Annotated in this window: 18 protein-coding genes; 8 read left to right on the top strand and 10 right to left on the bottom strand. The window is 69.8% G+C overall.

What is annotated here, in order from left to right; genetic code table 11:
• Genes ACFWW9_RS19525 through ACFWW9_RS19515 form a run of 3 tightly spaced genes read right to left on the bottom strand, consistent with a single transcriptional unit; the run spans position 1 to position 2947 of the window.
• Positions 1-807, bottom strand: coding sequence for a carbohydrate ABC transporter permease (locus ACFWW9_RS19525; protein WP_390379343.1), 807 nt, complete (start codon positions 805-807; stop codon positions 1-3).
• Positions 804-1694, bottom strand: coding sequence for a carbohydrate ABC transporter permease (locus tag ACFWW9_RS19520; RefSeq protein ID WP_390379340.1), 891 nt, complete (start codon positions 1692-1694; stop codon positions 804-806). Before ACFWW9_RS19520 ends, ACFWW9_RS19525 begins: the two co-directional genes overlap by 4 nt.
• Positions 1673-2947 (bottom strand): ABC transporter substrate-binding protein, encoded by a 1275-nt coding sequence (locus ACFWW9_RS19515; RefSeq protein ID WP_390379337.1) that lies wholly within the window; start codon positions 2945-2947, stop codon positions 1673-1675. Before ACFWW9_RS19515 ends, ACFWW9_RS19520 begins: the two co-directional genes overlap by 22 nt.
• A gap of 97 nt (positions 2948-3044) precedes the next feature.
• Here ACFWW9_RS19515 and ACFWW9_RS19510 point away from each other — a divergent pair, with 97 nt between their 5' ends.
• Positions 3045-4058 carry a LacI family DNA-binding transcriptional regulator gene (locus tag ACFWW9_RS19510; protein ID WP_390379334.1) on the top strand — a complete coding sequence of 338 codons (1014 nt, stop codon included), beginning with the start codon at positions 3045-3047 and terminating at the stop codon, positions 4056-4058.
• On the opposite strand, the gene ACFWW9_RS19505 is transcribed toward ACFWW9_RS19510, so the two are convergent.
• From ACFWW9_RS19505 to ACFWW9_RS19485, 5 genes are all read right to left on the bottom strand, one after another.
• Positions 4055-4852, bottom strand: a complete 798-nt coding sequence (locus ACFWW9_RS19505; RefSeq protein WP_390379331.1) for an alpha/beta fold hydrolase — start codon at positions 4850-4852, stop codon at positions 4055-4057. The two genes, ACFWW9_RS19510 and ACFWW9_RS19505, sit on opposite strands and share 4 nt — an antisense overlap.
• Positions 4853-4859: 7 nt before the next feature.
• Positions 4860-6077, bottom strand: coding sequence for a threonine synthase (locus ACFWW9_RS19500; RefSeq protein ID WP_390379328.1), 1218 nt, complete (start codon positions 6075-6077; stop codon positions 4860-4862).
• A gap of 19 nt (positions 6078-6096) precedes the next feature.
• Entirely contained in the window at positions 6097-6630 is a 534-nt protein-coding gene (locus ACFWW9_RS19495; RefSeq protein ID WP_390379327.1) for a CGNR zinc finger domain-containing protein, read from the bottom strand.
• A gap of 102 nt (positions 6631-6732) precedes the next feature.
• Entirely contained in the window at positions 6733-7638 is a 906-nt protein-coding gene (locus ACFWW9_RS19490) for a LysR family transcriptional regulator (protein WP_259621736.1), read from the bottom strand.
• Positions 7639-8540: 902 nt separating this feature from the next.
• Positions 8541-9110 carry a hypothetical protein gene (locus ACFWW9_RS19485; RefSeq protein ID WP_390379324.1) on the bottom strand — a complete coding sequence of 190 codons (570 nt, stop codon included), beginning with the start codon at positions 9108-9110 and terminating at the stop codon, positions 8541-8543.
• Between the two features lie 184 nt (positions 9111-9294).
• Here ACFWW9_RS19485 and tig point away from each other — a divergent pair, with 184 nt between their 5' ends.
• From tig to ACFWW9_RS19460, 5 genes are all read left to right on the top strand, one after another.
• Positions 9295-10653: a trigger factor gene (gene tig, locus ACFWW9_RS19480; RefSeq protein ID WP_390379321.1), complete on the top strand. Its 1359-nt coding sequence runs from the start codon at positions 9295-9297 to the stop codon at positions 10651-10653.
• Positions 10654-10835: 182 nt separating this feature from the next.
• The gene (locus tag ACFWW9_RS19475) at positions 10836-11414 is read left to right on the top strand and encodes an ATP-dependent Clp protease proteolytic subunit (RefSeq protein ID WP_372506589.1); all 579 of its coding nucleotides are present in this window, start codon (positions 10836-10838) and stop codon (positions 11412-11414) included.
• Between the two features lie 26 nt (positions 11415-11440).
• The gene (locus tag ACFWW9_RS19470; protein WP_259621740.1) at positions 11441-12070 is read left to right on the top strand and encodes an ATP-dependent Clp protease proteolytic subunit; all 630 of its coding nucleotides are present in this window, start codon (positions 11441-11443) and stop codon (positions 12068-12070) included.
• Positions 12071-12261: 191 nt separating this feature from the next.
• A complete protein-coding gene (gene clpX, locus ACFWW9_RS19465; protein ID WP_106192775.1) occupies positions 12262-13542 on the top strand; it encodes an ATP-dependent Clp protease ATP-binding subunit ClpX in 1281 nt (426 codons plus the stop codon).
• A gap of 72 nt (positions 13543-13614) precedes the next feature.
• Entirely contained in the window at positions 13615-14193 is a 579-nt protein-coding gene (locus ACFWW9_RS19460; protein WP_390379316.1) for an RBBP9/YdeN family alpha/beta hydrolase, read from the top strand.
• On the opposite strand, the gene ACFWW9_RS19455 is transcribed toward ACFWW9_RS19460, so the two are convergent.
• The gene (locus ACFWW9_RS19455; RefSeq protein WP_390379313.1) at positions 14190-15092 is read right to left on the bottom strand and encodes an alpha/beta hydrolase; all 903 of its coding nucleotides are present in this window, start codon (positions 15090-15092) and stop codon (positions 14190-14192) included. The two genes, ACFWW9_RS19460 and ACFWW9_RS19455, sit on opposite strands and share 4 nt — an antisense overlap.
• Positions 15093-15228: 136 nt before the next feature.
• A complete protein-coding gene (gene fdhD / locus ACFWW9_RS19450) occupies positions 15229-16053 on the bottom strand; it encodes a formate dehydrogenase accessory sulfurtransferase FdhD (protein WP_390379310.1) in 825 nt (274 codons plus the stop codon).
• A gap of 128 nt (positions 16054-16181) precedes the next feature.
• Between fdhD and ACFWW9_RS19445 the strand changes: the two genes are divergently transcribed.
• Positions 16182-17525 (top strand): OFA family MFS transporter, encoded by a 1344-nt coding sequence (locus ACFWW9_RS19445; protein WP_390379307.1) that lies wholly within the window; start codon positions 16182-16184, stop codon positions 17523-17525.
• A 324-nt stretch (positions 17526-17849) separates the two neighbouring features.
• A complete protein-coding gene (locus tag ACFWW9_RS19440) occupies positions 17850-19373 on the top strand; it encodes a phytoene desaturase family protein (RefSeq protein WP_390379304.1) in 1524 nt (507 codons plus the stop codon).
• Positions 19374-19638 lie beyond the last annotated feature (265 nt).

The raw sequence follows: 19638 nt of genomic DNA, 5'->3' as shown, positions 1-19638 counted from the left end.
CTAGCCCTTGATGGCACCTTCGCCGACCCCGCGGAAGAAGTGCTTCTGCAGGCTGATGAACAACACGATCAGCGGTGCGACGGCGATGATCGTGCCCGCCGCGACCAGCCGCTGGTTCTGGAAGAACGTGCCCTGGAGGTACGCGAGGCCGATGGTCAGCGTGTAGTTGTCCGGGTCGCTGAGCACCACCAGCGGCCACAGGAAGTCGTCCCAGCTGAACATGAACGAGAACAGCGCGACCACCAGGATCGTGCCGCGCGCGGACGGCACGGCGATGCGCCAGAACCGCTGCCACGCGTTCGCGCCGTCGATGACGGCCGCCTCCTCGACCTCCCGTTGCAGCGCCAGGAAGGCGTTGCGCATCAGCAGGACGTTCAACGCGCCGATCGCGCCGGGCAGCACGACCGCGGCGAGCGTGTCGGTCAGCCCGAACGACCGCATCACCAGGAACAGGGAGATGAGGATGACCTCGAACGGCACCAGGATGCCCGAGGCGAACACCAGCGCCGCCAGCCGTCGGCCGCGGAACTCCAGGCGGGCCAGCGCGTACCCGGCCATCGACGCCCCGACGCAGTTCGCGACCACGTTGACCACGGCCACCAGCAACGAGTTCAGCGCGAACGTCCACACCGGGACGGCCTCGGCCACGCCCGCGTAGTTCGCGAACGTCGGCTGCGACGGCACGAAGTCCGGCGCGTACACGTCCTCGCCCGCGCCCTTCAACGACGTGGAGAGCTGCCACAGGAACGGCCCGATGGTGATGGCCAGCACGAGCAGCAGCAACGCGTACCGCGCGACCCGCTTCACAGTGCCTCCTCCCGCCGGTTGAGCCGCAACGTGACCAGCAGCAGCCCCAGCGTGATCACGAACAGCACCAGGCTCAGCGCGGACGCGTAGCCGACGTTGCCGGTCAGGCCGGTGCCGGTCTGCTGGATCAGCATCACCAGCGACGTGTCCGCGCCGCCCGGCCCGCCGGAGCCGCCGGACAGCAGGTAGATCTCGGAGAACACCCGGAACCCGTTGACCGCCGACAGGGCCGCGACCAGCACCATCGTCGGCCGCAGCGCGGGCACCGTGACGGCGAAGAACCGCCGGACCGGCCCCGCGCCGTCCACCTGGGCAGCTTCGTGCAGGTCGTTGGGCACGTTCCCCAGCGCCGCCAGGTAGATGATCATGTAGTAGCCGAGGCCCTTCCAGACCGTCACGAGCATCGCGCTGAACAGCAGCAGCCACTCGTCGGTCAGGAACGGCACCGGCCTGCTGATCCACCCCAACGCCCGCAGGACGTTGTTCACCAGCCCCTGGCTGTCCAGCAGCCACGTCCAGATCAGCCCCACGACCACCGCCGACGCGATCACCGGCGTGAAGAACGCCGTGCGGAAGAACGTGATGCCCGGCAGCTTCTTCTGCACCAGCAGCGCGATGAGCAGCGGCAACACCACCAGGGGCGGCACGATGCACGCCAGGTAGAGCGAGCTGTTGCGCAGCGCCAGCCAGAACTTCGGGTCGTCGAGCATCCGCTGGAAGTTCGCGAGCCCGGTGAACCGGCCGCCGCCGAGCGCGGTGGCGTCGGTGAACGCCAGCACGATCATGTTCACGAACGGCGCGAGGCTGAACGCGACGACGACGGCCAGTCCCGGCAGCAGGAACAGCCAGGGGGTGTACCAGCGGGTCACCCGAGCAGACGATCGCATTCGGCGACCGTGTCGTCCAACGCCTGCTTCGCGGACTTCTTGCCGAGCATGGCGTCCGCGAGGTTCTGCCGCAGGGAGTCCTGCATCTGCTGGCTGAACTGCACTGGCGTGTAGTTGATCGAGTCGCCGAGCTGCCTCGCCGCCGCGACCCGCACCCTGGCCTCGTCCGTCCCGTCCTCGGTGGTGAAGTACGGGTCCTTCATGCCGTCGCGGGTCGACGGGAAGATGGTCGCGATCTTGGCGAACGCGAGCTGGTTCTTCGCGTTCGTCACGAACCGGCCGAACGCCAGCGCGGTGGCCTTGTTCTTGCTGGAGTTCGGCACCGAGACGCCGTGCACGAACATGTTGGCCTTGCCGGTGTTCGTGATCGGCTTGGTGATGCCGATGTTCGCGTACAGCGAGGGCGCGTCGGTCTTGAACTTGCCGAGGTCGTAGGCCGAGCCGGGCGTCAACGCGGTCTGCTGGGCCATGAACTTCGCGCCGGACCCGGTGTAGTTCTGCGTCAGCGCCTCCGCGACCAGCCCGCCGCCGTCGTACATGCGCTTGTAGCTGTCGACCAGCTCGACGCCCTTGGCCGAGTTGAAGGTGAACTTCGTGCCGTCGGCGTTCATCATCTCCACGCCGTAGAGCCCGAAGTCCGCGATCGACGGGGTCTGGCCGAGCATCGCGACCTTGCGGTCGGTCTTCTGCGCCATGGCCAGCGCGGCGCTCTCCAGTTCGGCGAACGTCGTCGGAGGTTTGTCCGGGTTCAACCCGGCCTCGGTGAACAGCGCTTTGTTGTAGAACACCGGTCCGGTGTTCAGGTACCACGGGAATCCGTACGTGCCCGCTTTACCCGGAATGGCGTAGGCCGACCACGCGTTGTCGAGGTAATCGGCCTTCGCGTCCGCCGCGGCCTGGTCCAGGTCGACCAGTTGACCCGCCTTGGCGAGCGGGTAGCTCAGGTCCGGCGGCACGTTGACCACGTCCGGCAGGGAGCCCGCGGACGCGTCGGCCAGTACCTTGGTGAGGTACCCGTCGGCGGGCTGGTCGATCCACTTGACCGTCGTTCCGGCGTGTTCCCGCTGGAAATCGGCTATGACCCCCTCCACGTACGCCGTGTACTTGGGTTTCAGCGCCCACGTCTGGAAGGTGATCCCGCCCGTGACCTCGCCGCCGACCGCACCTCCCTCCTGGCTCGTCCCGGACAGTCCGCAACCCGCGAGGGTCGCCGCCGCCAAGCCCATCAGGAATACGCGTCGAGTCGTCCGCATCAGCGCACCTCCGTGTTGTCCCGACCGTAGCTAAACCGGTATAGCTGTAGCCACCCTCAATCGATTCACTTGTCTACTTCCGGACAGGCTGGTGCGTGTGAAACGTCCGACGATCCGAGATATCGCGCTGCGCGCGGGGGTCTCGAAAGGCGCGGTCTCGCTCGCGCTCAACGGCCGACCGGGTGTCTCCGACGCGACCCGGCAGCGCATCCTCGCCGTCGCGGACGCGCTGGCGTGGCGGCCGAACAGCGCCGCCCGCGCGCTGTCCGCCGCTCGCGCCGACGCGGTCGGGCTGGTGTTCGCCCGCCCCGCCCGCACGCTCGGCGTCGAGTCGTTCTTCTTCCAGCTCATCTCCGGCTTGCAGGCCGAGCTGTCGACGCGGTCGGTCGCGCTGCTGTTCCAGGTCGTGGAGGACCAGGCCGCGGAGGTCGAGCTGTACCGGCGGTGGTCGTCCGAGCAGCGGGTCGACGGGGTGTTCCTGGTCGACCTGCGGGTGGACGACCCGCGGATCGCGCTCGTCGAGGGGCTGCGGCTGCCCGCCGTGGTCATCGGCGGCCCCGGCCACCACGGCGGGCTGGCCAGCGTGTGGGCCGACGACGCCAAGGCGATGGTGTCGATCATCGAGCACCTCGGCGCGCTGGGGCACCGGCGGATCGCGCGGGTGGCCGGGCTGCCGGGGCTGCTGCACACCGAGCGCCGGACGACCGCGTTCCACGAGGCCGCCGCCGCGTGGGGCATCACCGCGGCCGAGTGCGTCGCCACCGACTACACCGACGAGCAGGGCGCGAGCGCCACGCGGGACCTGCTCACCGGCCCGACGCCGCCGACCGCGATCGTCTACGACAACGACGTGATGGCCGTGGCGGGCGCGGCGGTCGCCGCCGAGCTGGGGGTCGCGGTCCCGGACGACGTGTCGCTGGTGGCGTGGGACGACTCACCGCTGTGCAGGCTGCTGCACCCGCCGCTGACCGCGTTGGCGCGGGACACGTTCGCCTTCGGCGGGCGCGCGGCGGAAGCGCTGCTGAGCGTGCTGGACGGCGAGCCGCCCGCGGACGTCGAGGACCAGGTGCCGGTGCTGGTCGCGCGCGGCAGCACCGGCCCTCCCCGCTAGTCCAGGCCGTCGACGAACTCCGCGAGCAGCGCGGCGAACGCCTCCGGGTCCTCCTCGTGCGGCGTGTGCCCGACGCCGTCGAGCACCTGCACCCCGCCGCGCCACAGCGTCGGGATCTTCAGCCCCCGCAGGTAGTCCAGCGACACCAGCTGCTCCTCGCGGCCGTGCAGCACGGCCAGCGGCTTGTCCAAGCCCGCCACGATCGCGGCCTCGTCGGCGAACGCGCCGGTGCCGATGGCCGCGCCGATGCCCTCGCGGGCGGCCGGGTCGGTGGCCAGGATGTCGGCGATGGCTCCGTGCAGCGACCGGGACGACCCCGGTGCGAGCTGGGCGGACGCGTAGGCCTCGGCGTCGGCCTCGCTCACCTCGCCGACGAACCCGACGCCGACCGCCGGGTTCGGCAGGTAGCCCAGCGGGATCGCGCTCGGGTCGGGCAGCGGCGGCGTGCCGAAGACCGCGTACCCCGCCGCGTCCGGGAGTTGGGGGCTCGCCTCCAGGACGATGTGCCCGCCCAGGCTCCAGCCGACGAACACCGCGTCCAGCGCGCCCACCACCTCGGCGAACCCGGCCACCACCGAGGTGAAGGTCGCCATCGAGTAGCCGCCGTCGGGGCGCTGCGACCCGCCGTGGCCCGGCAGGTCCGGGGCCAGGCAGCGGAACCGCCGCCCGAACGGCCCGTCCAGCAGCGGCTGCCACGTCCGGGACGACGACGAGTTCCCGTGCACCAGCACGACCGGTCGCCCGGTCCCCGTGCTCTGCCGGTGGGCGATCTCGAGTCCGTTGACGCTGACCATGTCTCTCCTAGCGCGGCAACTTCTCACCGATGTCGAGGGTGGGCACGGTGACGGTCACCGTGTCCGGGTACTTGATGCCCGCCCCGGTGTTGAGCACGACCACGTCCTCGTCCTCACGGAGCCAGCCTTCCTTGCGCAGCAACCTGACCGCCGCGAACGCCGCCGCGCCCTCCGGGCAGACGAACGCGCCTTCCAACCGCGCGCAGAGCTCCTGCGCGGCCAGCAACGCCTCGTCGTCCACCGCGATCGCCGTGCCGCCAGTCTCGTACAGCGCGTCGAGGATCAGGAAATCCCCCAGCGCTTTCGGCACGTTGATGCCGAAGGCGACGGTCTTCGAGTCCGGCCACGGCTCCGCGGTCCGCTCGCCCGCCTCGAACGCCTTCACGATCGGCGCGCACCCGGCGGCCTGCACCGCGACGAGCCGGGGCAGCTTCCCGGTGATCCAGCCCAGTTCCCGCATCTCCAGGAGTGCCTTGTGGATCCCGATCAGCCCGACCCCGCCGCCGGTCGGGTAGAGGATCACGTCCGGGCACCGCCAGCCGAGCTGCTCGACGATCTCGTACCCCATCGTCTTCTTGCCCTCGATGCGGTAGGGCTCCTTCAGCGTCGAGGTGTCGAACAGCTCACCGTCCGAAGAGGACACCAGCTCGCCGATCATCTTCCCCGCGTCGCCGATGAGGCCGTTGACCAGGTACAGGTCCGCGCCGCTGACCGCGCACTCGGCGCGGGTGATCTCGGGAGCGTCCACCGGCATGGCGATCACGCTGCGCAGCCCCGCACGGGCCGCGTACAGCGCCCAGGCCGCGCCCGCGTTGCCGTTCGTCGGCATGGCGATCGCCTTCGCGCCCAGTTCCGCCGCCCGCGACACCCCCACCGCCGCGCCGCGAGCCTTGAACGACCCGGTCGGCACCAGCCCCTCGTCCTTCATCAGCAGCCCCGGCACGCCCAGCGCCTCGCCGAGCCGGGGGAGCGGCAGCAGCGGCGTCATCCCCTCGCCCAGGCTGACCACGTTCGCCTCGTCCCGCACGGGCAGCACCTCGTGGTAGCGCCACAGCGACGGCGGCCTGCCCGCCAGGTCCGCGGGCGTCACGGAGTCCCGCACGGCGGCCAGGTCGTAGCGGGCCAGCAGCGGCGACCCGCACTCGCACAGGTTCGCGAGCGCGTCGGCGTCGTGGCGGCGGTCGCAGCGGGCGCAGTCCAGGTGCGTCAACCGGCTGTAGGTCATGCCCTCCAGCCAACCACGATCACCCCCGCTGCCGGGCGGCGAACGCCCTGGCCTTCGCGCGGTTCCCGCAGACCCGCATCGTGCACCAGCGCCTGCTGTTGTTGCGGGACACGTCCCAGAACACCCAGCCGCACGTCTCGGCCGGGCACCGCTTGAGCCGCGCCGACTGCCCCGTCACGACCAGGCGCGACCACGCGACGCCCACGGTCGCCAGCGCGCGCGGCACCCCGGCGAGACCGGGGGAGGGCTGGAGCGGGGCTTGCGGGGAGAGGCTCGCGAGCAGCGGCAGCGAGCGGAGCACCGCCTCGCCGACGGCGAGCAGGTGGGGTGAGGCCGGGCCGTCGACGGCGAGGGCCTCGCGGATGCCGGTCCGCAGGTCGACCAGCGACCGCAGGTCCGCGGCGGTGGGCTGGGCGGGCCGGTCGAGGAGCTTGAGGGCCAGCAGCCACTCGCCCGCCGCGGCGGTGGTGGCGAACTCGTCCGTCTCGTCGTCGAGGTCGACGGTGTTGGTGAACGCCCGGACCAGCTCGGCGTCGGCCGACGGCTCGATCATGACTACCCGCCAAACGCGTTGGGTGGTTATCCGCCACCCACGGTACCGGCGGAACCGTTCTTGGACGCTTTCGCGCCCGAAGAGCCCAAGAACGGTCCCGTCTCAAGCGGGAGTGGCCACCTGCTCGCTGACGACCTGGGCGGCGGCGGAGACCAGCGCGGTCACCGACGGGTTGCCCGAGTTGTCCTGGCGCCACGCGAACTGCGTGTACACCCGGAACGGGGGGACCCAGGGCAGCCTGCGCAGCCTGCCGTCCGCCAGCTCCGCGGCGACCGTGACCTCGGGGACGAGCGAGATCCCCAGACCCGAGGCGACCGCGCGCTTGGCGGCGTCGATCGAGTCGAGCGCCAGCACCGGCGACCTCGACTCGCTGTCGTGCAACCCCAGTGCTTGTTCGAACTGCTCGTAGTAGCTGGCGCCGTTCTCGGCCCTGACCAGCGTGCTGCCGCGCAGCTCGTCCTCGGTGATCACCGACCGCCTGGTGAGGGCGTGCGTCGGCCCGCTGACCATGACCAGCGGCTCGGGGCAGAGCACCGTCGACTCCAACCCCTCGCGGGGTTCGATCGGCCCGATGAAGAACGCGCAGTCGAGGCGGCCTTCCCGGACCGACGACAGGTTCGACTGCGTGTTCCTCGAGTGCAGCGAGATCTGGACGCTCGGATAGCGCCAGCACATGTACTCGATGAGCGGTAACAGCCGGTAGTCGGTCAGACTCTGTGCGCTGCCGATGACCAGCTTGCCGTGCGGCTCGCCGTTCATCGTGATGGCTTTTCTGGCCTTGTCGGTAAGGGTGATGATGTTGCGCGCGAAGGGCAGGAGCTCAACGCCCGCGGACGTCATCTGGATGCCTCGGGGAAGGCGTCGGAACAACGAGACCCCGAGTGTCTCCTCGAGTGCCTTGATACGGGTAGTGATCGTGGGCTGCGAGCAATTCAGAGTGGCGGCGGCCTTCGTAAAACTTCCCGTTTGAACCACAGTTGTGAACGCCAAAAGCTGACGCGTCTCCATGGAGCTCCCCAACGGTGCGTAAAAGAGTGATCCACGAACGCCGGGGTAGGACGGCGTCGTGGGGACCGGTGCGTTGGCGGCAGTTGACCTGGCTGCGGGTAGGTGCGGTCAGGTCGGCTGGGGCGTCAACATCGCCGGGCGACCGTGCTGTGCGCCGAAAGGAACTGGTAGAACCACAGCGGAACGGGGCGTTGGACCCGTGTGGCGAAGGGGGTGTCGGAGGCAGGGGTGAGCGCGCGGTGGCTCGGGGACAGCGGCGGAATGGATCTCATCGGGTCATCGACACCTTGTCTGGTAGGTGGTTGAAAAGCTCGATGACATTGTCTCGCTCGTTTCTTGCGTCCCGTTACCGGTTGCGTCCGCTGCTGGTCCCCCCAGAACGTCCGGCAACTTTCATCGGTTGAGCAAGGTGGTCCCAGGCTCGCGCGTCACGCTACCTGACCTGCACACGAATGGACTACGGCGAGTGGAGTCATCTCAACAAGTGAAAGTTTTCCATGAGGCACTGCTCCGGTTGGCCTCTATTCACTCGTTGTGCGTAACCCCCCTTGGTTTCGGTCGCGTTCGGTGAGTCTCGACTGCGACACACGTGTTACTCGGGCAACTCTAGGTAAGCAGGGCGTCCTGTGTACGGCTTCGGAGAGTCAACAGATGTGATTGCCACTCGAATGGCCTAATCTGCTGCTGAACCGGCTAGTACCGCATAGGCCGGCCGGTCGAACCCCGTCCGCTGTCCGCACGCGCGTCGACCGTTCGGAGCGCTTCCGCGCTTGATCCACTTTCCCGTGGTCAGCGCGGTGAACCCCCTGAACGGCCCAGCGCCGCACCGGACGCCGTGACGCACTCGTCCGACGTCGTCGACCGGCGTCCGGTTCCCCTCCGCTCGCGGCGGGCTCAGCGCGTCAGTGGTGACCCTCGGTCTTGGCGTACACGCAGCCGTCCACGCCCGCCGGTTCCGTCACGGCGCTCGTGCCCTCGACGGGCTTGCACCAGAGGTGCCGCAACCCGAGGTCGTCGGTGCCCAGTTCCTCGGACGTGAGCGCGAAGCCGTCGCCGAAGCTGAAGTCCGGGTTCTCGGTCAGCGTCCCGGCGGCCAGCCCCGCCTTCCAGAACTCCTGGAGCTTCCGCGCGCCGTCCGGCTTGAACAGCACCAGCCCGACCTTCGCGAACGGCGGCACCGAGCAGGTGGCCCATGACGCCACGAACGGCTCGTACAGCTTCGCCCGGTCGGCCCCCAGGTAGGAGGAGAACTCCTCGGTGGTCCCGGTCTTGGCGTCGGCGCACTGGCCGCCGCTCGCCCCGCGCGTCCACCGCACGACCTCTTCCAGGGTGGTGAACGGCCCGGCGGGGGCGATCACCTTGGCGGTCGCGGGGTGGTGGCCGGCGTGGGGGTCGGCCAGGGGATCGGTGGGCGCGCACGCGGCCAGCAGGGCCAGACCGGTCAACGCCAGGGTCATCGCGCGCACGCGCATTCCGCCACCTCACATTGGTCTAGACCCCTCACGGTAGGGGTTCGGGGTCGCGCCGGATAGGGGGTCAGCGCACCCCCGGCAGGTCGGCGCGGCGGGCCGACCACCTAGACTCGACGGGAATCCCGACGCCTGTCGTGGTGTTTCGGGGTGTTCCGCACGTCATGTTCGTTACGAGGAGACCACGTTGAAGAGCACCGTCGAGCACCTGAGCCCGACGCGGGTCCGGATCAACGTCGAGGTGCCGTTCGACGAGCTCAAGCCGGACTTCGACCGCGCTTACCGCAAGCTTGCCAAGCAGGTGCGCATCCCCGGCTTCCGTCCTGGCAAGGCACCCGCACGCGTTCTGGAGAGCCGCATCGGCCGCGGCGCCGTACTGGACGAGGTCGTCCAGGAGGCCATCCCCGCGAAGTACCTGGAAGCCGTGAACAGCGGCGAGGTGCGCACGCTCGGCCGCCCCGAGTTCGAGGTCACGAACATCGCCGACGGCGACTCCCTCGCGTTCAGCGCCGAGGTCGACATCCGCCCGGAGATCACCGTGCCCGCGTTCGGCGAGCTGTCGGTGAGCGTCGAGGACCAGGAGGTCGAGGAGTCCGACGTCGACACGCAGCTCGACGAGCTGCGCGCCCGCTTCGGCACCCTGACCGGCGTCAAGCGCGAGGCGGCCGAGGGCGACTTCGTCGTCGTCGACCTGTCCGCGACCGTGGACGGCGAGGAGGTCGACGAGGCCAAGACCTCCGGCCTGTCCTACGAGATCGGCTCCGGCCAGCTCGTCGAGGGCATCGACGAGGCCCTGATCGGCGCCTCCGAGGGCGAGACCAAGACCTTCACCACCACGCTGGTCGCCGGCGAGCACTCCGGCCGCGAGGCCGAGGTCAGCGTCGTGCTCAGCAGCGTGAAGGAGCGCCAGCTCCCCGAGCTGGACGACGAGTTCGCCCAGCTCGCCAGCGAGTTCGACACGCTGGACGAGCTGAAGGGCGACCTGCGCACCCGCCTCGGCCGCGTGAAGAAGATGCAGCAGGGCGTCGAGGCCCGCGACAAGGTCCTCGAGGCGCTGCTCGCGACCACCGAGGTCCCGCTGCCCGAGGCCGTCGTCCAGGGCGAGGTCGACGCGCGCAAGCACGACGCCGTGCACTCGTTCGACCACGACGAGGCCCGCTTCGCCGAGTGGCTGACCGAGCAGGGCCAGACGCAGGAGGAGTTCGACACCGAGGTGCGCACCGCGGCCGAGCAGGCCGTGAAGACGCAGCTCGTGCTCGACTCGATCGCCGACGCCGAGGAGATCAGCGTCACCGACGCCGAGCTCACCGAGCGGATCATCTACCAGGCGCAGCGCTTCGGCATCAGCCCGGACGAGTACGTCAAGCGCGCGCAGCAGTCGGGCCAGCTCGGCGCGATCTTCGCCGACGTCCGCCGCGGCAAGGCCCTCGCGGCCGTCGTCCGCCAGGCGACTGTGACCGACGCCACCGGCAACACCCTGGACCTCGACGAGCTGTTCGGCGAGTCCAAGTCGGACGACTCCACCGGGGAATCCGCCGAGCAGTAAAGCCCTGAGCGAAAACGGGCGGTGTCGGGAAGTTGACACCGCCCGTCTTCGTTAAGGTCGCTCGTAGGGATTCCGGCAGATCGGGATCAGCAACAGAGTCAAGCCACGGCGGAGCAGTCCTCCCCGTTCCTCCTGGAGTAAGGCAGGCAGACGTGACGCAGCACTCCTTCCCGACGCCCGAGATGCGGTCGTCCGCGGGGATGAACCTCAACGACTCGGTTTTCGAGCGGCTGCTCCGAGAGCGGATCATCGTGTTGGGCTCCCAGGTCGAAGAGGGCATCGCCAACCAGATCACCGCGCAGCTCCTCCTGCTGGCCGCTGAGGATCCTGAAAAGGACATCACCCTCTACATCAACTCGCCCGGCGGCTCGGTCACCGCGGGCATGGCCATCTTCGACACGATGCAGCTCATCGAGCCGGACGTCGCCACCACCGCCATGGGCCTCGCGGCGTCCATGGGCCAGTTCCTGCTCTCCGCGGGCGCCCCCGGCAAGCGCTCGATCCTGCCCCACGCGCGCGTGCTCATGCACCAGCCGTCCGCGGGCGTCGGCGGCACGGCGGCCGACATCGCGATCCAGGCGGACATGCTGACCCGCACGAAGCACGAGATGGCGGAGCTCATCGCCGAGCACACCGGGCAGCCGGTGGACCGGATCATCGCCGACTCGGACCGCGACCGCTGGTTCACCGCGGCCGAGGCCCTCGAGTACGGCTTCGTCGACAAGGTGATCACCCGCCCCACCCGCGTCTCGAACGCCTGACCGCGGCACAACCCAGGAGACCTCAAGTGGACCAGTCCTACGCGCCTCAGTCCCGGTACGTGCTGCCGTCGTTCGTCGAGCGCACCAGCTACGGGGTCAAGGAGTCCAACCCCTACAACAAGCTGTTCGAGGAACGCATCATCTTCCTCGGCGTGCAGGTCGACGACGCCTCGGCGAACGACGTCATGGCGCAGCTCCTGTGCCTCGAGTCGGACGACCCGGACCGCGACATCCTGCTCTACATCAACTCGCCCGGTGGCTCGTTCACCTCGCTGATGGCCATCTACGACACGATGCAGTTCGTCCGCCCGGACATCCAGACGTACTGCCTCGGCCAGGCCGCCTCGGCCGCCGCCGTCCTGCTCGCCGCGGGCACCCCCGGCAAGCGGCACGCGCTGCCGAACGCCCGGATCCTGATCCACCAGCCTTCGACCGAGGGCGTCTACGGTCAGGTGTCGGACCTCGAGATCCAGTCCAACGAGATCCAGCGCGTTCGCCGCCTCATGGAGACCACGCTGGCGCACCACACGGGCCGCTCCCCGGAGCAGGTCCGGCTCGACGTCGAACGTGACAAGATCCTGACCGCGGACGCCGCGAAGGAGTACGGCATCGTCGACGCCGTCCTCCCGTACCGGAAGCTCTCGGCCAACAAGTGACGCCCGACACGCCGAGCTGACCGGGCCTACCGGTCAGCTCGGCGGGTCCGGGGGACGCTGGTCCTCCCGCTTGGACGGGTTGGCCAGGTACCGTCGAGAGGAATGGGCGGAACTCGTGTCCAACGGGTCTCGCCACACGATCAGGCGCCGCACATCAGGGTGTGCGCCGGAGGGGACAGAGGTCAGCGGTCATGGCGCGTATCGGTGACGGCGGCGACCTGCTGAAGTGTTCTTTCTGCGGAAAGAGCCAGAAGCAGGTGAAGAAACTCATCGCTGGCCCCGGCGTTTACATCTGCGATGAGTGCATCGACCTCTGCAACGAGATCATCGAGGAGGAGCTCGCGGAAGCGGGCGACGTCAAGCTCGATGAGTTGCCGAAGCCGTCTGAGATCCACGAGTTCCTCGACCAGTACGTCATCGGTCAGAGTGAGGCGAAGCGGACTCTCGCGGTGGCGGTCTACAACCACTACAAGCGCATCCAAGCGGGTGATCGAGGGCGCGAGGGCAGGGACGACGGCGTCGAGCTGGCGAAGTCGAACATCCTGATGCTCGGGCCGACGGGGTGTGGCAAGACCTACCTCGCCCAGACCCTGGCGAAGATGCTGAACGTTCCGTTCGCCATCGCGGACGCGACCGCCCTCACCGAGGCCGGTTACGTCGGCGAGGACGTCGAGAACATCCTGCTGAAGCTCATCCAGGCAGCCGACTACGACGTGAAGCGCGCCGAAACCGGCATCATCTACATCGACGAAGTCGACAAGATCGCCCGGAAGAGTGAAAACCCGTCCATCACCCGTGATGTGTCCGGTGAGGGCGTCCAGCAGGCGCTGCTCAAAATACTGGAGGGGACCACGGCCTCGGTGCCCCCGCAGGGCGGTCGTAAGCACCCCCACCAGGAGTTCATCCAGATCGACACGACGAACGTGCTGTTCATCGTGGCTGGGGCGTTCGCGGGCCTGGAGAAGATCATCCAGGACCGCGTGGGCAAGCGCGGGCTCGGCTTCGGCGCCGAGGTGCGCACCAAGGCCGAGGTCGACGCGGCGGACTACTTCGCCGACTCGATGCCCGAGGACCTGATCAAGTTCGGCCTCATCCCGGAGTTCATCGGCCGTCTCCCGATGGTCGCGAGCGTCACGAACCTGGACAAGCCGTCCCTGGTCAAGATCCTCACCGAACCGAAGAACGCGCTGGTCAAGCAGTACCAGAAGCTCTTCGAGATGGACGGCGTCGAGCTCGAGTTCACCAAGACCGCCATGGAGGCCGTCGCCGACCAGGCGATCCTCCGCGGCACCGGTGCCCGTGGGCTCCGGGCGATCATGGAGGAGGTGCTGCTCCCCGTCATGTACGACATCCCGAGCCGCACCGACGTCGCCAAGGTCGTCATCACGGAGCAGACGGTCAAGGAGAACGTGAACCCGACGATCGTCGCCCGGCAGCCCAGCAGGCGCGAACGCCGCGAGAAGTCGGCTTAGGAGCACCATCGCGGATGGGCGCACTCCGGTCCGGAGTGCGCCCGCTCGTGCGTCTGGAGGAAATCCGTGTCGATGCCCTACGTCCTGCTGCTGCACGGCCTGAACGGGTCGGGTCCGACGCACTGGCAGAACTGGCTCGCGGGCGAGCTGGCCCACCACGGGGCCCAGGTGGACCTGCCGTCGTTCACCGAGCCCGACCACCCGTCGCTGGACGTGTGGCTGGCCGAGCTGCGCTCCCACCTGATGGCCGCCCCCACAACGGGTGAACGTGTGGTCGTCGCGCACTCCCTCGGCTGCCTGCTGTGGCTGCACCACGCCGCGAGCGACCCCGACCCCGCGCTGCGCTTCGACCGGGTCCTCCTCGTGGCCCCGCCGAGCCCGACGATCGACGAGCCCCTCATCGCCTCCTTCATCCCCGTCCCCGCGGACGTGGACGGCCTCCGCAGGGCCGCCGGGACGACCCGCCTGGTCGCGGGCGAGGGCGACCCGTACTGCACGGTGGCCGAGGCGAAGCTCCTCGCGGAGTCACTGAGGATCGAGCTGGACGTCGTGGTCGGCGGAGGCCACCTCAACGTCGACGCGGGCTACGGGCCGTGGAGCGCGGTCCTCAAGTGGGTCCGCAGCGACCGGGCGCCGCTCACGCCGCGCTAGGCGCTGGACTTCGGCACGCGCTTGCCGACGAACCGGACCACGTCCGGCACGGCCCGGCGGAAGAAGCGGTCGTCGTGACCGCCGGGGCCGATCGAGCCGACCACGGGCTTCTTCTCCTTGATGAACTGCCGCGCGCCGACGATGAACCGGTCCTTGTCCCCGATCCACACGCCGACCGGCACGTCGCCGAGTTCGGCCTGGTGCTTGAGCGGGTCGAGGGACGCCCACTGGTCGGCGTTCGCGAACGCCTTGCGCTTTGCCATCTCCGGCCACGACGTGAGCAGGCCGGGCGCGATCGTGGCGACGGCCTTGAGGGGGTCGCGGCGCTCGTTGCGGCGGCGGGCGTAGAGGAGGGCTCCGAAGCCGCCCATGGACACGCCGGTTGCGGCGAACGGCTGGGGCCCGAGGCCGCGTTCGGCGAGCCAGCGGGGGACCTCTTCGAGCAGCATCGCCATCGGGTCGTCGCCGGGGACGTTCTCGTGCCAGTAGTTGTCGCCGCCGTCGACCGCGACGTACCCGAACGGCCGCACCGCGCCGCGCACGACGGCGGACGTGTACACCTCGACCATCCCGCCGACGGCCGCGTACCGGGCGTTGCCGTGCAGGCCGTGGAGCAGGATCGACATGGGCAGGTTCTTCGGGGTCGGACCGGGCGGCACGATGGTCACCAGGTCGACGTCCCGGCCCCTGGCGGCCGAGTGGACCCGGTCCACCCTCACGACCGCGCGCTTGCCCGCGGGCTTGGGTCCGGCGATGCCGACGGCCAGCCGCAGGGCCTCGCCCAGCGGCGCCGAGCCGTTCAACGCCACCCCGAGGCCCGCCGCCGTCACGCCAGCGGCGCCGAAAGCGGCCAGCACCGTTCGCCGGTGCACAGCCGCCCGTGGCTTGTCGTCTTCCATGTCCCCCGCCCTCCGCACGACACATCGTGCGCCGGCAAGGCGGTGTTTCGCCACAAAGACAGGGGGTACCCCACAGGGTTTTGCCCGAACGTCCCCGCCTTCCGCCGCAGCGTGACCGCCCGTGTGCGGCCCGTGGTCAGCTTTGCACTCGTTCGGCTCCCGAGTAGACGTTCAGGGAGTCGCCCCGCAGGAAACCGATCAAGGTCATGCCCTGCTCCTCGGCCAGTTCGGCGGCCAACGACGACGGGGCCGACACGGCGGACAGGACCGGGATGCCCGCCATCGCCGCCTTCTGCACCAGCTCGAACGACGCCCGCCCGGACACCATCAGCACGTGCCCGCGCAGCGGGATCCGGTCGTTCATCAGCGCCCAGCCGAGGACCTTGTCGACCGCGTTGTGCCTGCCCACGTCCTCGCGCACCACCAGCGGCTCGCCGTCGGCCGTGAACAGCCCGGCCGCGTGCAGCCCGCCGGTCGACGCGAACACCTTCTGCTGGGTCCGCAGCGCGTCCGGCAACGTCGTCAGCACGTCCACGCGCACCTTCGTCGTGTCGCCCGCGGGGGAGAAGGACGTCTTCAGCCGGACGGCGTCCAGCGCGGCCTTCCCGCACACCCCGCAGGAGGAGGTCGTGTAGAAGTTCCGCTCGACGCCCACGTCCGGCGGCGGCACGCCGGGGGCGAGCGCGAGGTCCAGCACGTTGTAGGTGTTCTCGCCGTCCGGGCCGGTGCCCTCGCAGAACCGGGCGGTGGAGATGTCCTCGAGGTTCGTGATCACGCCCTCGCTGAGCAGGAAGCCGTGCGCGAGCTCCACGTCCTGGCCGGGGGTGCGCATGGTCACGGCCAGCGCGCGGCCGTTCACCCGCACCTCGAGGGGTTCCTCGGCCGCCAGCGCGTCGATCTTCCTGCGCTCCCCGCGCGGCGAGAAGCTGATCACCGGGCGTCGAACCGTGACCCGTCCCATGCCCACAACCCCTAACTTCGTGCCGCTCCCCGCCAATGACCTACCGCTCGGCCGGCTTGTTCGTGCGAACACCATCGGCGGGCAATAAGTTCCGGTGGTCACCAACCAGGTTACGGAGGTGTCGGACAGTGGGTTTCCTCGACCGCTCCCGAACAGTCGCACCCGCGGACTGGAACCGCTGGCTCATCCCGCCCGCGGCGCTCTCGGTCCACCTCGCCATCGGTCAGGCGTACGCGTGGAGCGTCTTCAAGTCGCCCCTGGAGGGCGCGCTCGGTCTGAGCGGCACCCAGAGCGCGCTGCCGTTCCAGCTGGGCATCGTGATGCTGGGGCTGTCGGCCGCGTTCGGCGGCACGCTCGTCGAGCGCAACGGCCCGCGCTGGGCGATGTTCGTGTCGGCGGTGTGCTTCTCCTCCGGGTTCCTGATCTCGGCGCTCGGGGCGTGGACGTCGCAGTTCTGGCTGGTCGTGATCGGCTACGGCTTCGTCGGCGGCATCGGGCTCGGCATCGGCTACATCTCGCCGGTGTCGACGCTGATCAAGTGGTTCCCCGACCGGCCGGGCATGGCGACCGGCATCGCGATCATGGGCTTCGGCGGCGGCGCGCTGATCGCGTCGCCGTGGTCGACGCAGATGCTCAAGTCGTTCGGCAAGGACCACACGGGCATCGCCGAGTCGTTCGCGGTGCACGGCGTCGTGTACGCGGTGTTCATGTCGCTGGGCGTGCTGCTGATCCGCGTGCCCGCCGAGGGCTGGCGGCCCCCTGGCTGGGAACCGGCCGCGGCGGTCGTCAACAAGATGATCACGACGGCGAACGTGTCCGCGCGCAACGCGATCCGCACGCCGCAGTTCTGGCTCCTGTGGATCATCCTCTGCTTCAACGTCACCGCGGGCATCGGCATCCTGGAGAAGGCGTCGCCGATGATCGTCGACTTCTTCTCCGGCACGGCGACGCCGGTCGCGGTCGCGGCGGCGGGCGGGTTCGTGGCCCTGCTGTCGTTGGCGAACATGGCGGGCCGGATCGTCTGGTCGTCCACATCGGACCTGTTGGGGCGCAAGAACATCTATCGGATCTACCTCGGTGTCGGCGCGCTCATGTACCTGGTGATCGCGTTGGCGGGCAACGTGTCCACGGCGCTGTTCGTGGTGTGCGCCATGGTGATCCTGTCGTTCTACGGCGGCGGTTTCGCGACCATCCCGGCGTACCTGAAGGACCTGTTCGGCACCTACCAGGTCGGCGCGATCCACGGTCGGCTGCTCACGGCGTGGTCGACGGCCGGTGTGCTCGGGCCGCTGATCGTCAACGCCATCGCGGACGGTCAGAAGGCCGCGGGCAAGTCGGGGCCGGACCTGTACACGAACTCGCTCTACATCATGATCGCGCTGCTGGTCATCGGTCTCGTGGCGAACGAGCTGGTGAAGCCGGTCGCCGCGAGGTTCCACGAGGCCGCGGAGCTGGAGGAGGCGTCCCGATGAGGCGACCGTTGATCGTGTTCGCGTGGCTGTGGGTGGGTCTTCCGCTCGTCTACGGGCTGGAGGAACTGGTCCGCAAGGTGATCCCGTTGTTCAGCAGCTGAGTGCTCCACCCGATCGAGTGACGGTAGAGGCCCCGTTTTTGTCGGTGCTCGCCGGTGTACTCGTCGCATGGCACTCGTCTTCTTCTGGCTCCTGCTCCGGGACGCGTCGGCGGCTCTCGCGTCGCGCGTCCCGGCGGGGGTCGTTCCCGTGCTCGGGCGCGGTGGGTTCGTGGTGCGGCTTTTCGTAGGCCGCGATCCGCCTCGGCGGCGTTAGGTTGGCCGGGTGGACTCCTCTGACGTCGTGGTGGTGGGTGGCGGGCACAACGCGCTGGTAGCGGCGACGTACCTGGCGAAGGCCGGGCTGTCGACGCTGGTGGTGGAGCGGCTGGACCACGTGGGCGGGGCGGCCGTGAGCGCGTCCCCGTTCGCGGGGGTGCCCGCGCGGCTGTCGCGGTTCTCCTACCTGGTGAGCCTGCTGCCGGACCGGATCGTGGCCGACCTCGGGCTGCGGGTGGAGCTGCGGTCGCGGGCCGCGTCGTCGTACACGCCGTGGGGCGAGGGCGGGCTGCTGGTCGAGCGCGACCCCGGTCCGGCCACCGAGGCCTCGTTCCGGGCGCTCACGGGGTCGGACGAGGCGTGGCGGGCGTGGCGGCGCTGGTACGCGTCCCTGGACACCCTGGCGGGCGTGCTGGCCCCGACGATGCTGGAGCCGCTGCTGTCGCGCGCGGAGTTCGCGCGGCTGGCGGGCCCGGCGTGGACGCCGGTGTTCGAGCGGCCGCTCGGCGCGACGCTGGAGGAGCTGTTCCCGGACGACGTCGTGCGCGGGGTCGTGGCGACCGACGGGCTGATCGGCACGCACACGTCCCTGAAGTCGCCGGACCTGGCGGCCAACCGGTGCTTCCTCTACCACGTGATCGGCAACGGCACGGGGGAGTGGCGGGTGCCGGTCGGCGGCATGGGCGCGGTGACGGCCGAGCTGCTGCGCGTCGCGTCCGAGGCAGGCGTGGAGATCGTCACCGGGGCCGAGGTGACACGGGTGTCGGCCGACGGCGAGTCCGGGGCGGTGGTCTTCGGCGGCCGGGAGGTGCGGGCGCGGTACGTGCTGGCGGGCGTGGGGCCCGCGGTGCTGGACTCGTTGCGGGGGAAGGAGGTGGTGTCACGGGGTGAGGGCTGTCAGCTCAAGGTCAACATGCTGCTGACCAGGCTGCCCCGGTTGCGCTCCGGCGTGCCCGCGGAGGTGGCGTTCGCCGGGACGTTCCACCTGGACGAGTCCTACGACCAGTTGGAGCGGGCGTACGCGGAGAGCGCGGCGGGCGAGGTGCCGACGGTGCTGCCCGGCGAGATGTACTGCCACTCGCTGACCGACCCGTCGATCCTCGGACCGTCCCTGGCCAGCCACCACACCCTGACGCTGTTCGGCCTCCACCTGCCCGCGGCCCTGTTCGAGGGGCGCAACGACACCCTGCGCGACTCGCTGGTCGAGCGCTACCTGGCCGGGCTGAACCGGTACCTGGTGGACCCGATCGAGTCGTGCCTGGCCGTCGACGCGGACGGTGCCCCGTGCATCGAGGCCCGCACCCCGCTCGACCTGGAGGCGGAACTCGGGATGCCACGCGGCAACATCTTCCACGGCGACCTGTCCTGGCCGTTCGCCGAGACCGACGCCGAGGTGGGCGCGTGGGGCGTGGAGACGGACGTGCCCAACCTGTTCGTCTGCGGCGCGGGCGCTCGGCGAGGCGGTGGCGTCAGCGGACTGGGCGGCCACAACGCGGCCATGGCCGTACTGGCATACCACCGCGCCCGCTGAAGGTCGGCCGGCCCGACTGGAGCAACGCCGGTACGAACCGGCTGACAGCGCCGACACCGACCGGTGCCTGCCGGCGAGCCACCACGCCGTTCACGGCCGGGGTCAGGCCTGACTGGAGCAACGTCGACACCTACCCGACTGACGTCGATCGGTGCTGGCCGGCGAGCCGCCACGCCCGCTGACGGCAGGCCAGGCCCGGCTGGGGCAACGCTGACACCACCCGGCTGACACCAACCAGCCGACAACCAACCGGTATCGGGTGGCG

The sequence above is a fragment of the Umezawaea sp. NPDC059074 genome, from assembly GCF_042738955.1.
Classification (GTDB): domain Bacteria; phylum Actinomycetota; class Actinomycetes; order Mycobacteriales; family Pseudonocardiaceae; genus Umezawaea.
The sequence above is the reverse complement of the archived record's forward strand: the minus strand, read 5'-3'. Positions and strand labels throughout refer to the sequence as shown.